The organism is Zooshikella sp. RANM57, assembly GCF_050749885.1.
GTDB lineage: Bacteria > Pseudomonadota > Gammaproteobacteria > Pseudomonadales > Zooshikellaceae > Zooshikella.
The window spans coordinates 298157-314299 of the sequence record NZ_JBOIUB010000003.1; the positions used below are offsets into that span (position 1 = coordinate 298157).

A 16143-nucleotide genomic window follows, 5' to 3' on the forward strand; every position below is an offset into this window, starting at 1 on the left:
ACCCCATTTACTTTATGGGCATGTTTATTTAGGTTATGTAGCAATCACAAAAACCGAAGCACATAACTCAGGGTACTCATCGCCTAACTGAAAGCAACCTTCCAAAAAAGCGTCGTCAATTATTTTTTGCTCAAAGGCCTTGTCTAATTGGAAGTTAGCTAACGGTTTAAAGCAAATACCACCACGTTCAACAATGGCTAAGCCTGCATTGTTAACTTCAGTAGAAAGCGTATCAAGCGCATAAGTTCGATAATGACCGTGTAGCCTTTCGCCTTCAGTAACAGCCTCGGGTGCTGAAATTAACCCCATCTTAACAGCAATTTGTCGGGATGCAGCCATAGCATTAGGGCAAGCCAAAAATAATTTCCCCTCTGGCGCTAACCAATGCTTTATTCCTTGTAATAACTTATTGGGCGCTTCAATGTGTTCTAATACATGGAGTAGGAATATACAGTCGAACCGCTGGTTTAGTTGTAGGCGCTCAAAACGCTCACAAATAACTTCAACAGATGATGTTAAGCAATATGAAGAAAATAAATGACGGGTTTTTTCGGCAGCCTGATTTGCACCTTCCACTAACGTTAGCTCACTAAAGTATGGCTGTATCAAAGTAGAAAAAGCACCTTCAAAACAACCTAACTCTAACGCTTTATTTGGCTTATCAGGAAAGTGGGGTAAGAACTTTTGCAACATAAAACCATGCATATGACGGTCAAACTGATAAAAATAATCTCGTTCCTGATTATTTTCCGTCAGTTTATCTAAATCTGAATTATCCATATTACTTTTTAAACAGTCTCAGAGAACGTTAAAAGGCAAATGCATTATCAATAACTGAGGTTTTAAAGTGATGACAAAACAGTGTCACAAATAAGATCTAACTGGGCTTGAGTTAACTCAGCATATAAAGGCAAGCATAATGTCGTAGCGGCAATGTGTTGTGCATTCGGCGTGTTTTTGGGGGCACCATGACAGGGTAATACATCCAAACTTGGATAAAAATAACGCCGAGGAAAAATATTATTCACTTCTAATTGCTGCTTAACGTTAAGTAAACTCTGTTCACTTGGCAGGTTCACAGGTGCATAAGCACCATTTGTTGTACTATTCATACGCCATTGCTGCCATTGAATACCAGAATGATCTAATCGTTGCTGATAATAATACAAATGACTTTGACGCAACCGGATGCAATCATTAATCTCCTGCAAGTTAGCAAGCCCCACAGCAGCGTGTAGCTCAGACATTTTTGCATTAATGCCAACTTCAGAGACTTGTTCTGGCCCAGCTATACCAAAGTTGATTAACCGTTTCAGTCGTGCAGCCAAATCGGAATCTGCTACAATAACGCCTCCCCCCTCAACAGTATGAAATAGCTTTGTCGCATGAAAACTCACCGCAGTACCAACCCCCATACCTAACAGGCTTTGCTCAGCATACTGAATGCCAAAACCATGGGCTCCATCATACAAAACAGGTAACTTATATTGTTCACCTAATGTTGTTAGCGCTTCAATATCACAAGGATTACCATAGACATGGGTAGCTAGAATAGCTGCCGTTTGCGGCGTAATTAAATCTTCAATTTTATTCGGATCAATCGTCCAATCTGAAGCATTAATGTCTGCAAATTTCGGCTCTAAACCACTCCAGCAAATAGCTGCAGCCGTTGCTGGAAATGTATAGCTGGTTGTGATCACTTCACCTTTTAACCCCAGTCCTCGTATTAATAACATTAAGGCAAGGGTACCATTCGCCATTAATACAAGATGGTTAATGTTTAAGTATTGTTCCAGTGCTTTTGTTAACTGTTGTTCTAAAGGGCCAAAATTCGTTAAATAGGCAGAGTCATATAACTGACTTATATAAGTATCGAGTTTTTCTCTAGAAGGAAGGTGTGATCGTGTAACATTGATCATATTATTAATTCCCTCTCAGTTCACTCATAACAAATATGCTTTGCACTGCGGTAATAATGAACCATAAAAAATATTTAGATATACTTATACCCTTCATTTTGGGTATATAACATAGGAACTACCTAATCAGAATAGACAACATTTAGTTTTTCTGCCTAGTTGATTGCACTTTTATGATATTTTCCTCCTTTTCAAAAAAACCTTTCTGTATCCTTCACAAATCAATTTATACTCCAAAAACACGCGGGATATAAAAACCCTACATTATAGACATACTTATTTATAGCTGATTGAATAGTGACAAGTTAGTAATCGCTACATAACTCTGCTGAGCAGCTTGTAATAGATAGTTTTCAAATGAAAGTCGACTAATTGCTTCTGCCTCATCCACATAAAGCAATTCAGACAGCAGTTCTTCACTGACTATGACTACATCCTCTTGCAAGTTACGTGTTGACTCAATGGTATTTAAACGCCCACCAATTTTTGCTTGTGTTTCAGTGATACTATCAAGAGTGTTATCAATATTAACTAAAGTATCTGACACCAGTTGAGCTAATAACTGTCTCCCCTGCTCATCATTACTTGAATTATTTAACGCATCCTGAAGTCGTTTTACTGTGGTTAAAGCATCTTGCTTATCACTGGTTTTCAGGAAAAAACTATCTCCCTGGTTAGGTACACCATCAATGGTCACATTCATTCCTTTAATCGCAATGCTATCACCAGAAGCAAAGGGCTGATTGGAGGCCAGTGTTATCCCACCATTGGCCGTTTTAATCGTATAATTCGGGCCATTAGGTACAATGTCCGTTTCAGGGTTGAAGGTAATAACGATATCTTCGGGATAAAATGCATCTAACGCATCTTGATCAACAATTTGCCCAACACTGATTTTGGCCGGAGGATTCGCTGTATTTGAATCACTGGCAGACGTTAAAAAAGTTTTTTGTGCACTGGGTATATCAACAAAAATACCTTTGCCCGAGTCATTAATAGCAACGGTAGTGCTCGCCGCTATTTGCAAAAAACGTTGCCCCTCATCGCCGGTAAATTCAAATCCCCCGCCTGCTTTTTCAACAAAAGGAGGTTGATCAGCCTGAAAACCCGCAAAGATATAAACCCCTGATGCATCTTTGCGGTTTAAACTGTCTTGTAACTCCTTTAAACGTACTTCAACTTCATCAGCAATTGCACGTTTGTCTTCTTCCGTGAGAATACCATCACCCGCTTGTATAGTGAGTTCCCGTACTCGCTGCATAATATTAACCGTACCGGTCAATACCGCTTCTTCCAGTTTTAAATTATTTTCAGCACCATCTAAATTTCGCTTATACTGATCTAAAATGGCTAGTTCCTGATTAACCGCCAATACTTTTGTTGTCGCAACGGGGTCATCACCAGGAGTGACTATGCGTCGTCCCGAAGCCACTTGTTGTTGTGTATTAACAACTCGCTCATTATTTTTGAGGATTTGATCCAAGCCCGCTTTAAAAATATCAATATTTGAAATTCTCATTGTTTTACTCTCACGCTTAGACCACTTAGTTTAAATTCCCTTAGTGATGTGCTTTTCTCTTTACTCGGCATAACGCAACATGGCATTTCTAAAACGCATTTAACAAGGTATCAAATATTTCTCGAGCCACATTTATAACCTGTGCAGAAGCATTATAAGCCTGCTGAAAGCGAATTAAATTAGCCGCTTCCTCATCCATATTCACGCCAGACTCAGAGTTTCGTAAGCTAACCGTTTGGCTTAATAACGCGTCACTCGCATCCAAATCGATTCGAGACTGACTGGCATTAACGCCAATAAACTCAACAAGCTGACCATACCCTTCTGCATAACTGGCAGTTCCACCTAAAATAGTTTTCTGGGTGGCTAGGTTAGCCATTTTAAAACCATTACGGTTATCTGACGTACCATTCTCATTAAAATCAATGGTAAATGTATCGTTTGCTTCTGGACGTCCTTGCAGCGTCACCTGAAAACCTTTGAATGAAGACTTCGCAAAGCCAAAACTGGATGTATCACCAAAAATACTGCTAACAAAAGGTGTCGTCCTGAATGACACGCCATCATCCATGGTAACATCCAAACTTCCGCCAATCGTCACGGCTGTTGCATTGGCAGGGCCTGAACCTGTTAATGTTTGCGTTGATAATGCAGCGCCTGTCTGTCCATTGCTTACCACAAAGCTATCAGCAGCATCGGCTGTCATTTGCACATCCAAATCAACGCCGGTGGTAGCATAGACTTTTAAGGTAGGTACTGGAGGCGCTCCTGGTGTTTCTGAAACAACCGCATAAACACCCTGATTAGTTAAATTACCATTATTATTAATGCGATCAGCCAAAACCTGTATATAAGCTTCATTTTTTAAAGGATCGACATCAGGAACTGGCACTGTTCCTAATGCAGCATTCGTTAGACTTTCACCATTAATACTTAACTCAATCGCGGTGCCGGAACCACCAATAATATTAGTAATTTCCACTTGGTTAAATGCATTAGCCGAAACACCACTGACTTGATTCAGTTGGTTTGCAATTTCCTGAGCACTGGCATTGGCCAAGGTGTTGACTGTTGATGTCGTAACAATACCTGTATCAGGATCACGATTAGTAACTGTGATTGTTTGTGCACTATAACCATTCACGGGGTTAGGTATAGCGGGCAATGCCACAGTCACAGGGGCACTCACTAAACCAACATCACCAGTCCCCCGCGCTTGACTGGTTGCAATAGTCTGTCCTGAATCTAAGGTAAACACATCTTTGGGTGAACCAGGTACAAACAGTTGATTTCGAATCGGTGGGTCCAATTGTTTTGGGTTGCTGGGATCAGAATTATCCAATACATCATAAGTCGTAGGGGTGGTAAAACGGATAATAAGCGGCGGCGTTAATTGGCCATCTGTTGCAAAAGCAGGCAAAAAATTACCAGTCTCTGTATCATACACCTGAAATACATCACCTTGCGAAATTGACCCCGTACCTTGGTTAGTCGTCGTTGACTGTGTTCTGATCGCGGCAGCAAAGGCTAATTCACGAGGATCTTCCATTTCTACTGCAAACTCACTAGCAGCATTGCGGGTAGGCTCTAAAAAGAACTCATCTCCCTGTTGAAAGCTACCCGATTCAAAGGTAATACGCATACCATCCACTTCAACGGTTTCAGGAAATAAACCACTTAAAGACGCTTGAAGTGCAATGGAATTATCACTGTCTCGTCGAATGGTAAACGTCGAGTTATTAATAAACTCTACGGTGTAATTAGTCGCTTTTAAGTCCTGAACATCATCAATACTAATGCTGATAACCCGGTCAACGGGAGGCGTATTATTAGGGCTTGCTGTCACCCGATCTAACGTCGCCTGTCGTTCATTTACATCATTAAATAATTCACCCCCAAAGCTACTGGATAAATCCAATCCCATGCGTTGCTGGTCATTCACCGTTTTCCCTACGGCTAATGCCACCAGCCCTAAATTATTAAAAGCAGGCTGTAAAATATTATCACGGTAATCTAACAAACCGCCTAACATACCACCGGTTATCTGATTATCCAGTACTTGTTCAGTACCCTGTAAAACAATATTGACTCCACCACTTTCTGTTTTTGCGGGTAGTGTTGATAGGCCATTTGCACTAACGCCAACCACCAGCGATTGACCTTTACCAATAAATACATTAAGGGTGCTGTCATCCTGCTCTACAACCTGAACTGAGACAATTTCTGATAACTGTCTTAAAAGCTCATCCCGTTTATCCAGCAAATCATTAGGGTCGCCACCACTGCCTTTTTGCGTCACAATTTGTCGGTTTAACTCGGCAATGCCTGATGCCAGAGAATTAACTTGTTCAACCAACGCTTCAATTTCCTGGTTTATCGCTCTATTTTGCGATTCCATTGTACTTTGAACCGTTGTAAAACGACTGGCTAACCCACTCGCTTCTGTAAGCACTAACTGTCGTGCCGGGATTGAGGTTGGATTTTCTGAAGCAGCTTGTAGCGCATTAAAAAACTTATCTAGCCCGACATTTAATCCGGTAGTTTCATCAGCTAATAATGAATCCAGCTGTCGAATATTAAGATCAAAAGAGCTTAACTGGGAATGAGTAGATGTATCTTGACGTAATTGATTGATTACAAACTGGCTGGCAAACCGACGGATATCATCTACCAGAACACCGCTTCCCTGGTAATAATTAGCAATTCGTTGTTCCTGCGCTGTAGTAAAAACAGCTTCCTGCCGAGAATAACCAGGTGTATTAACATTGGCAATATTATGCCCAGTGGTATTCAACGCACGTTGATAAGCTTGTAATCCACTAGTACCAATTTGTAGTAAATTGCCTGCCATTGTGGTTGACCTTCATTCCTAGTGCCAACAGCCATCATCCTTGAAGTGAAGCTTGATTCATCACCTGACTATTAGCGATATTAATAATCTTTTTTGCATAACGCGGATCAGTGGCATAACCTGCTCTCTGTAACTCCAGCAAAAACTGTTCCGGATTTTCTTTAACGGACAGCGCCTGTTTATAACGTGGATTTTGCTGTAAAAAATCCACATAATCTCGCATACTCGCTTCATAGGATTCATAAGAGCGAAAATCAGCCCGCTCACGTACGGCAACACCTTGCCGGTATTCTGTAGTAGCAATATTGGCTTTATCACCCTGCCAGCGTTTATTGGCTTTAATACCAAACAAATTAAAACTATTACTACCATCAGCCTGACGAATCATTCGTTTACCCCAGCCTGTTTCCAGCGCAGCCTGCGCTAACATAAAACGGGGATCAATCCCTACCGCTGAGGCCACTTTTTCCGCAATAGGATATAAAGATTTAATAAAAGTGGCAGGAGAGTCAAACATTTCAGGAATGAACATTAATTTTGCAGATACGGTTTCTTCTTTTGTAATTTCTTTTTCCTTCATAGCTTTATCTAAAGTTGACGTTTTATCATTCTTTACTGCTTTTTCTATATGACTATTTTTAGATGGTTTAATATCTTCAGCTTTATCAATGGTTGTTGGTTTTTTCCCTGAAGGAAGCACCGCTTCAGTTTCTTTTTTCTCTATATCTTGTTGCGTTTGAAGCAATGGTTTCATTTGCTTAATAATTTGATCCGCTAAGCCTACTCCTTTACTTTCAGCCATTTCTATTGCCAGCTGGCTATCCAGCATATCTCTAAAAAACTTTTCCTCTCGGCTATTTAAATAATTGCCCTCTGCAATCATATCATTGGCTTTTCGCATATTTTTAAGCATCATGCTTAAGAATACAGACTCAAATTGCTTGGCCGCTTCAGTCAATGCCTGTTCAGGATTTTTATTAGCCTTCGCTTTAATTTTTCCTAATCCATCTAACTGAGTATAAAACTGTGCTGATGATAAATCTGATTTCATCACTTAACTCCTTACTAAATGATAACTAACTCAGCTTTTAATGCTCCAGCCTGTTTTAATGCTTCTAAAATGGCCATCAAATCACCCGGTGCTGCCCCTACTTGATTAACCGCTTGAACAATTTCATCCAGCGTTACGCCTGGAGAAAATAAGAACATTTTGTTTTTTTCCTGAGAAACATCGATATTACTTTGCGGTACCTGCACCGTGTCACCCGCACCAAACTGATTGGGTTGACTAACATCGGTATTTTCAGAAATAGAAACCACCAAGTTACCATGAGTAATAGCAGCAGGAGATACACGGACATTTTTACCAATCACAATAGTGCCCGTCCGAGAATTAATGACCACACGTGCAGGCGCTTCTCCTGGTGCAATTTCTAAATTTTCTAAAACAGACATATAGGTGACACGCTGACTGCTACGCAGGGGGGCTTGTATTTCAATCGTTCCTCCATCTACTGCTTGAGCAATATCAGGTCCTAGCACCTGATTGACAGTATCGGTTACCCGTTTTGCTGTCGTAAAATCAAAACGATTTAAATTCAACACAATTTTATTACTGTGACTAAAGCCACTTGGAGAAGCTCGCTCAACTGTTGCCCCATTGGCTATTCGTCCAACACTGGGCACATTAATCGTAATTTTAGAGCCATCCCTACCTTCAACACCCAATCCACCCACCACTAAATTACCTTGGGCAATCGCATAAACACGTCCATCCAAACCTTTCAAAGGTGTAATTAATAAACTACCCCCTCTTAAACTTTTAGCATTACCAATGGATGACACGGTAATATCAATCTTTTGCCCTGGCTTAGCAAAAGGAGGTAATTCAGCATGAATTGCAACTGCCGCTATATTTTTTAATTTAGGATCTGAGCCTGGAGGTAAATTAATGCCAAACTGTTTTAACATGCTGTTAAATGACTGAATGGTAAAGTTTGTTTGACTGGTTTTATCGCCAGTGCCATCCAATCCAACCACCAAACCATACCCTACTAACTGGTTAGTACGTACACCAGAAATTGTCGCAATATCTTTTAACCGCTCTGCATGGCCAGCAATACCTAATGATATTAAACAACTAAACATTAAGAGTCTTAGATTTAACATGACAAACTCCTTACTCTGATGCATGGGTAATTCCAGGTTCAGAATGGGAAAAATGTACTCAGTAAAAACCGGACAAGCCATCCCGCTTTACCTGCATCAGCTACCTCACCTCTACCACTATAGGTAATACGTGCATCAGCCACTTTTTGCGATGACACGATATTATCAGGTGTAACATCCTCAGGACGAACTAACCCTGTAATACGAATATATTCATCGCCGGTATTAAGGGTTAACCATTTTTCACCCCGAATTTTCATGACACCATTGGGTAAAACCTCTGCTACAGTGACGGTGATATCGCCAGAAAGACTATTACTTTGATTCGATTCAGACTCACCATCAAACGATCGGGTCGATGATAATTGCGAACTTAAACTTAAGTTATGGCCAAATAAACCTTTAACCGTTTTACCCAAAATCGTTGGATCAGCAATGGTTGCACTACTATCTTTATCAATTTTTGTATCCGCATCTTTTTTCGCCTCAGTTTCTTCATCCAGTCTAACTGTCAAAATATCTCCAACTCGATTTGCTCGACGATCTTCGTATAAACTCATGGCGAAATTTTCTTGATAAATAGCACCATTGGTAAATTCGACAGGAACGGGGGATGGCGGATAAACAGGCGCATAAGCAGGGTCATTAGGTTCTGCTGGTAATGAAACACAGCCCGATAAAAAAACATACACTAAAAAAATCAGGGTTGTCAGGCCTAATCGTAATACATTCATGACCTTACACCTCTTGCCGTCTATAAATTCTGCGTCACAAACTGCAGCATTTGATCTGCTGTTGAGATCACTTTGGAATTCATTTCATATGCACGCTGGGTGGTTATCATATTCACCATTTCTTCCACAATACTCACATTAGAACTTTCCAAGGTGTGTTGTTTAATAAAACCCAGCCCATCTTCCCCGGCATTGCCTTCAACAGGATCACCACTGGCTCCCGTTGCCAAAAATAAATTCCCACCAATCGCTTGAAGTCCAGGGGGATTAATAAAATCCACTAAAGTAATTTGTCCTTGCTGCTGAGGCTCTGCCTGACCAGCAATGGTCACACTGACCGTGCCATCCTCACCAATCGTAATAGACGTTGCATCTTGAGGAACATTGATGGCGGGTTCTAACGGTAAGCCATTGCCATTAACGACATCACCATCTGCATTTAAATGAAATTCACCATTACGGGTATAAGAAATCGTGCCATCAGGCAATAATATCTGAAAAAAACCGCGACCATTAATGGCGACATCTAACGGCTGCTCCGTGGTTTGGAAGCCAGTTGTGGTAAACACCTTTTGCGTACTATGAACACGCACTCCTGTACCCAACTGCAAACCAGAAGGTAATACATTATCTTGTGTTGCCTGCCCTCCTGGTTGACGTTTTATTTGGTAAAATAAATCTTCAAACTCGGCACGATCACGCTTAAAACCAACGGTAGCAACATTAGCTAAATTATTGGCTACTACTGTTAGCTGGTGATCTTGGGCACTCATCCCCGTTTTACCAACCCATAACCCTGGATGCATAACAACCTCCACACACAATAAATACAGTGCTAACGTGTTTTAATTAATACGTAATACACTTTCCATTGATTCACTATTTTCTTCTAATGAACGCATCATCTTGACGTTGACTTCATACTGACGTGTTAACGCCAGCAGGCTGATCATTTCTGCCACGCCGTTGACATTGCTACCCTCTAAAAAACCAGGTACTAGCTGAACATTGGCATCTGCGGGTAAAGCCCCCCCATCCTTGAGTCTAAACAAACCATCAGTTCCTTTCGTAAGCTGGGTAACATCGGGGTTCACCAGCTTGATACGGTTTACCTCAGCCAGCTCATTCGGCGGCTGTCCCACTGGCCGGATACTAATCGTGCCATCCAAACCCATTTCAATTTTTTCAAACTCAGGGATCACAATGGGTCCATTCTCTCCCAGGACTGGCAACCCTGATCCTGTAAACAGCTCCCCATTAGTACCAATGGTCAAATTACCGGCACGGGTATAACGTTCCTGTCCCTCAGGTCCCTGCACAGCTATCCAACCATCACCCCGAATAGCGACGTCCAGATCATTACCTGTTTCCATCATTGTTCCCTGGTCAAATGATTGACCAGGGTTTTCGGTCATGGCATAAGCACGGCTGGGATAGAATTCACCAAACACAGGCATAGAGCGCGCCTGCTCAAAATCTCTGCGAAAACCTGTTGTCGTAATATTGGCGAGATTATTGGCATGAATCCGCTGACCAAGCATATTCTGTACAGCTCCAGTCATGGATACATAAAGGGCTTTATCCATTGGCTCCTCCAGCGGCAACTCGTTTCACATTTGTTCACGTTAACGCATTACCTGCAAGGGGCATGCCTAGCCCTCAATGATTAGTTTTTATAAGGGAAACAGGCTAAGCAGACAGCTTAAACCAACAAGATGGGACAGATGAGGCAAACATATGCCTCATCCATTTTCGCTAGAAGGAAACGAGTTAAGATGTATCTTTTAGTAATACGTATTAACGGAGGTTGATAATCGTCTGTGTAATAGCATCCTCGGTTTCAATGGTTTTTGCATTCGCTTGATAGTTACGTTGCGCAATAATCAAATTAACCAGCTCCTCAGCAATATCAACGTTCGCTTCTTCCAACGTACCAGAGCGAATACCACCAAAGACACCTGCTTGCGGCGAACCAATGACGGGCTCTCCTGAAGCAAAAGACTGCGACCAGGATGTATTCCCTATTGGCGATAGTCCTTGGTTATTCGCAAAGTTAGCGAGTGCGACTTGACCCAATAATGACGTTTGCCCATTACTGTAACGGGCAAAAACGATCCCCTCATCATCCACATCCAACTCAGTAATATTACCCACCGCAAAACCATTCTGCGTTAAGCTGTCAACGGCAAATGCATTACCAAACTGAGTCGAATTTTCAATATCAATGACAAAGTTAGAACTGGTGGGTGGGTCCGGCAGCGGTAATACATCACCGCCTGCAGAGGCATTAATGGGCCCTAACGCTGTAATTGGATTACCATCTTCATCAAGTGGTGTCCAATTCGTCACCACAATATTCGGTGGAGGGTCAATGAGGTTGCCTTCACGGTCAAACTGAACAGAATACCTGGCACGTGTTGCTGCTCCACCTGGCACGACTGGATCACCCACATCTTCACCATCAACCTGAACATACAGACTCCACTCAGAAACATTAGGATTTACCGTGCTTGCACGTTCTTTAACATAATAAAGTGTGGAGTTATGCGCATTGCCCAGGCTATCAAATACTTCCACTTGGGTTGCATGGTTGTAGGTGTCCGGATCAATAGGGTCAAAAGAATTTTCTACAAAGGGCACATACGCCAGTGGAAAGGTGAAAATATTAGATGCTGTTGCAGGCAGTGTTGGCGTCACTAACTCGAAGTTTTCTTCAGTCTGAAATTCAATTTCTCCCCCGACTGTGGCACTGGCGCCATCCGCAACAACAACAGGTGCTCCAGCATTTGTAAACGTTGTGCCTGTAGCACCTTGTACAGAGACATTGGTGCCTGTGCTACTAATAGCGACTGAGATGTCATCTCCCAGGTTATTAAATACCCTTATTTCACTGGGTGCGACAAATGAAGCACTAATATCTGTCAGGTTGGCAATGGCTGTAGCTAATTCACTGGCATCATTCACACTGGCAAGGCTGACTGCCTGACCATTAATGGTAATTGATGCACCTGCAGGTGCAGCCCCGCCAAAGGGTAAAGTGCTTACATCAACTTTAACGCGAGTGCTGGCACTGGCTGTAATGACTTGAGATAAATTACTTAATTCTGCAGCAATTGCCCGAGCCGACCGATTAGCCGCTGAAGGAATAGCTTCTGTTGAAATAGTGGTGGCAGGTGTTGTCGATATATCCTGAATATCCAAAGAACCTGCGGTATAACCATTGGTTGTACCTGCTTGAGCATTACCAATAATCGCGCCATTCGCGGTACTGGTACTGCCTCTTCGCTCCAAAACAGGTTCACGGGAATCCACATTAAAACTAATATCAATATTACTGGTTTGCCTTGGATCCTGAAATTGATCACCTACTTGCAAATCCGACAAAATGCCAGGAATAATATTCCCTTGCGAATCAGCGGAAAATCCTTGTAAAAAAGCCCCTCGATTATTCACCAGATTTCCGTTTTTATCGATGCCAATAATACCCTGACGCGTATAAGTTTGCCCAGTATTATCCCGCATGATAAAAAAACCCGTGCCATCAATCGCCAAATCTAAATTTCGTTCCGTTGGTTTAATATTACCCTGATTAAATTGCTGGGCAATGGTTTGTACTAATACACCATTACCTGCTGAGCGACTACTTCCGCCTAATATTTCACGTGCATAAACATCATGAAATTCAGCACGTGACGATTTAAAGCCTATTGTCGCAGAGTTCGCAATGTTATTACCAATTACATCCAGATCAGTGGAAGCGGCTTTCAGTCCGCTTAAGCCAGTATTAAACGACATATTGCGCTCCTTTATTCATTAATTCCGTCAAGGATGCATAATGAATCTTTCAAGAACCATAAATCTTTTATGATTCATGTTATGCGCACTCTCCTTAGCACCAATCCTAACGGGTCAGCCAAGCTGTTCCAATTTTCTTCCAGACAATTGGCAATCTTTTAAATAACCAGTGAATAAAAATGGATAAATATTTTTTTATTTCTCAAACTAACAGATTATCACCACATAATTTTTTTATAAGCTTTACCTAACGATATAGCGATACCCAAAATTCAAAATCAAATTCTGTGACAAAAAAATCAGACATTAATAATATTTAAAGTATACGTTTAACATCACTTAATTTAACAGAGCCAACGCCCGCTAAATTTAGTGTTAAGTCATTGAACGTACCAAGGGTTACGCTATCCACATTCGTACTCATCATTGTTGATAAAGCCACGCCTTGATTATCTAATACCCCTGACGCTCGAAAACTGTATACGCCGGTAGGCATGGCCTGACCATTACTGTCTTTACCATCCCATTTAAAATCTACAGCACCTGCAGGCTGTAAACCTAAATCAATCTGCCTGACCAGTACACCTGAGCTATTAAATACATCCACTCTTACCGGACTGGATGCAGGCAAGTCAACCACACCTTGTACTTCACTTCCCGCATTAAGTTGTGTGCGAGATGTCTGAACTAAAACAGAACGACCGACCAACGCTGACGCTTGTAATGCCTGACTCGACGTAAATGCTGAAGACATACTTGTCACAGTTTGATTTAAATTGGTAATCCCTTCTACCGTACTAAATTGTGCCAACTGTGCGATAAATTCTTCATTTTTTTGAGGGTTTAACGGATCCTGATTTTTTAATTGTTCAATCATCAGCTTTAAAAATTGATCCTGACCCAGTTCCTGATTGCCTTTCGCGGAAGAGGGCTCCTCTAGCGTATACTTATCTACAACAGCATTTGCTGTCGTATTTGGGGTCTGATTAATTGTACTCATGAGAGCACCTCGCTCACCTTAGTGCTAACCACAAAACTATCAGCCATATTACTGACCCAATGTCAGTACCTTTTGCAACATCGTTTTTGCTGTATTCATAATCTCAACATTCACTTGAAATGAACGGGAAGCTGAAATCATATCCGTCATTTCCTCAACAACATTGATGTTCGGGTAATACACATATCCCTTTTCATCGGCCATCGGATGATCAGGTTCGTAACGTGCCTGAGGTGTTGCATTATCTTCAACTATCGCTTGCACCATCACCCCTCTTCCCTGCTCCTGATACACAGTACTTTCATCACTAAAAACAGAGTCCTGCCAAAAAGGATCTTCGTTAACGCGGGTTTCCATCACTTTAAAAAATGGCTTTCGTCCTTTATACACCTCATTGATACTACTACTGGCAGTTTCTGCGTTAGCAACATTACTGGCAACCGTATTTAAACGTACCGACTGCGCTGACATACCACTTCCTGATATATTGAAAATATTGGTCAAAGACATAATTAATTACCCTTAATCGCAGTTTTTAATGACTTAAAACTACCATTTAAAAACTCAAAGCCGGCCTGAAAATCCATTGCATTACGGGCAAAGAGTGAGTGCTCCTGTTGGGTATCCACTGTATTGCCATCAATCGCAGGTTGAATCGGCGTACGATAAAGCACTTCAGGTCCACTGTATTCTGTAGGCGCCGTTTGTATATGTTGTTCATTGGTAACATTAAGCGGCAATTGATTGCCCCTAGGTGTATTATCAACAGCTTGTTTTAGTGCTTGCTTAAAATCAATATCCCTAGCCTTAAACCCAGGGGTATCAGCATTGGCAAAGTTATTAGCAATAATTTCTGCTCTTGCGGCTCTAACTTGCAGTGCATAAGGATGCACGCCTAACGCATTATCAAAACTGATGGCCATAAAAACTCCCTTGCCAAATAAACCGAGTAGTTTTCTACTTAGCTTTAAGGCAAAGCCCATGCCATTAAAATTTTTACATAATTTTCAGTAAGTTAAGTAAGACCAACAAAACCAACACCCAGGAGACGGCAATCAATTTCCTTTCTCTTGAGACGTAAACTTACCGCTTAAATGGTTCTGGTTTATTTGAGGAAGGCTTAATCGAAGAAGTAGTGGGTCTTGTTGTAGAGGAAGATGTACTGGTTGGTTTTCGCGTTGGTACAGATGCTGTTGCCGAACCTGTTGCTCTTGGCATTCTCGTTTCAGGTGTGGATGGTTTTGCCCGACTCGTTGATTTGCCTGCACGAGCAAATACATCCGCATTATTAGGTTTTGCCATGTACATTATACCAGGTCGACACTGAACCATTTCATATAAGTCAGATAAACCATTTAATGCTTCAGATGCACCTAAAAATAAAAAACCACCTGGTTTAAGTGTCTTATAAATTCGGCTTAGAATATCTAACTTCAGTTCTGCAGAGAAATAGATTAATACATTGCGGCAAAAAACAATATCAAATTTACCTAAACTAGCATAACTTTCTTGCAGGTTAATAATACGAAATTCAACACGCTGTTTTATGTGGGGTTTAACCACCCAGCGCTTTCCTTGTAAGGCCGTAAAGTAACGCTGTAAACGTTCATCCGATAGTCCCCTGCCTAACGCAAGAGAATCATATTCTCCAGCCATCGCTTCAGCCATGACTTTACTAGACAAATCAGTTGCAACAATTTTAACATCACCTTTTAACATGCCTAGATTATTTCGTTCAAACTCATCAATCGCCATTGCAATCGAGTAAGGCTCTTGTCCAGTAGAGCAGGCGGCGGACCAAATGCGAATATTTTGCTGACGCCTTTCTTTTACTAGTTCAGGTAAAATTCTGTTTTTTAAAACATCATAAGGATAATTATCCCGAAACCATAATGTCTCATTTGTCGTCATCGCATCTATAACTTTACCACGCAAGTCACCACGAGGATTTTTTTCTATCTGAGACACCAACTCCGTGAGAGAATTAATATTGTTTTCCGCTAGAATTTTTCTTAAACGGCTTTTGACTAAGTACTCCTTATTTTTACCTAAAACAATACCACTGCTTTTCTCCAAAAAAAGACTAAAGACTTCAAAGTCATTGGTTGGGACTGTTCGCTTCGGTTGAGAACCAAATTCGGCCACAGAAATTACCC

14 protein-coding genes are annotated in these 16143 nt (G+C 41.4%); all 14 read right to left on the reverse strand.

The window, feature by feature from the left end:
• Nucleotides 1-33: 33 nt before the first annotated feature.
• The 14 genes from ACQ96U_RS08680 to ACQ96U_RS08745 all read right to left on the reverse strand — a co-directional run bounded on the left by ACQ96U_RS08680 (nt 34) and on the right by ACQ96U_RS08745 (nt 16132).
• Complete coding sequence (locus ACQ96U_RS08680; protein ID WP_431720849.1) at nt 34-780, reverse strand: class I SAM-dependent methyltransferase; 747 nt, start codon at nt 778-780, stop codon at nt 34-36.
• Between the two features lie 62 nt (nt 781-842).
• Nucleotides 843-1919 (reverse strand): DegT/DnrJ/EryC1/StrS family aminotransferase, encoded by a 1077-nt coding sequence (locus ACQ96U_RS08685; protein ID WP_431720850.1) that lies wholly within the window; start codon nt 1917-1919, stop codon nt 843-845.
• Between the two features lie 280 nt (nt 1920-2199).
• On the reverse strand, nt 2200-3438 hold the full coding sequence (gene flgL, locus ACQ96U_RS08690) for a flagellar hook-associated protein FlgL (RefSeq protein ID WP_431720851.1): 1239 nt from the start codon (nt 3436-3438) through the stop codon (nt 2200-2202).
• An 88-nt stretch (nt 3439-3526) separates the two neighbouring features.
• Nucleotides 3527-6289, reverse strand: coding sequence for a flagellar hook-associated protein FlgK (gene flgK / locus ACQ96U_RS08695; RefSeq protein ID WP_431720852.1), 2763 nt, complete (start codon nt 6287-6289; stop codon nt 3527-3529).
• Between the two features lie 34 nt (nt 6290-6323).
• Nucleotides 6324-7340 (reverse strand): flagellar assembly peptidoglycan hydrolase FlgJ, encoded by a 1017-nt coding sequence (gene flgJ, locus ACQ96U_RS08700; RefSeq protein ID WP_431720853.1) that lies wholly within the window; start codon nt 7338-7340, stop codon nt 6324-6326.
• Between the two features lie 14 nt (nt 7341-7354).
• Nucleotides 7355-8458 carry a flagellar basal body P-ring protein FlgI gene (locus ACQ96U_RS08705; protein ID WP_431720854.1) on the reverse strand — a complete coding sequence of 368 codons (1104 nt, stop codon included), beginning with the start codon at nt 8456-8458 and terminating at the stop codon, nt 7355-7357.
• 38 nt (nt 8459-8496) lie between these two features.
• A complete protein-coding gene (gene flgH, locus ACQ96U_RS08710; protein ID WP_431720855.1) occupies nt 8497-9192 on the reverse strand; it encodes a flagellar basal body L-ring protein FlgH in 696 nt (231 codons plus the stop codon).
• Between the two features lie 20 nt (nt 9193-9212).
• Complete coding sequence (flgG, locus tag ACQ96U_RS08715; protein ID WP_431720856.1) at nt 9213-9998, reverse strand: flagellar basal-body rod protein FlgG; 786 nt, start codon at nt 9996-9998, stop codon at nt 9213-9215.
• A 39-nt stretch (nt 9999-10037) separates the two neighbouring features.
• On the reverse strand, nt 10038-10778 hold the full coding sequence (gene flgF, locus ACQ96U_RS08720) for a flagellar basal-body rod protein FlgF (protein WP_431720857.1): 741 nt from the start codon (nt 10776-10778) through the stop codon (nt 10038-10040).
• Between the two features lie 211 nt (nt 10779-10989).
• Nucleotides 10990-12987: a flagellar hook protein FlgE gene (locus ACQ96U_RS08725; RefSeq protein WP_431720858.1), complete on the reverse strand. Its 1998-nt coding sequence runs from the start codon at nt 12985-12987 to the stop codon at nt 10990-10992.
• Between the two features lie 316 nt (nt 12988-13303).
• Nucleotides 13304-13987 (reverse strand): flagellar hook assembly protein FlgD, encoded by a 684-nt coding sequence (locus ACQ96U_RS08730; RefSeq protein WP_431720859.1) that lies wholly within the window; start codon nt 13985-13987, stop codon nt 13304-13306.
• A 48-nt stretch (nt 13988-14035) separates the two neighbouring features.
• Nucleotides 14036-14497 carry a flagellar basal body rod protein FlgC gene (gene flgC, locus ACQ96U_RS08735; RefSeq protein ID WP_431720860.1) on the reverse strand — a complete coding sequence of 154 codons (462 nt, stop codon included), beginning with the start codon at nt 14495-14497 and terminating at the stop codon, nt 14036-14038.
• A 2-nt stretch (nt 14498-14499) separates the two neighbouring features.
• Nucleotides 14500-14910 carry a flagellar basal body rod protein FlgB gene (gene flgB, locus ACQ96U_RS08740; protein ID WP_431720861.1) on the reverse strand — a complete coding sequence of 137 codons (411 nt, stop codon included), beginning with the start codon at nt 14908-14910 and terminating at the stop codon, nt 14500-14502.
• Between the two features lie 160 nt (nt 14911-15070).
• Complete coding sequence (locus tag ACQ96U_RS08745) at nt 15071-16132, reverse strand: CheR family methyltransferase (RefSeq protein WP_431720862.1); 1062 nt, start codon at nt 16130-16132, stop codon at nt 15071-15073.
• Between the last annotated feature and the right edge of the window lie 11 nt (nt 16133-16143).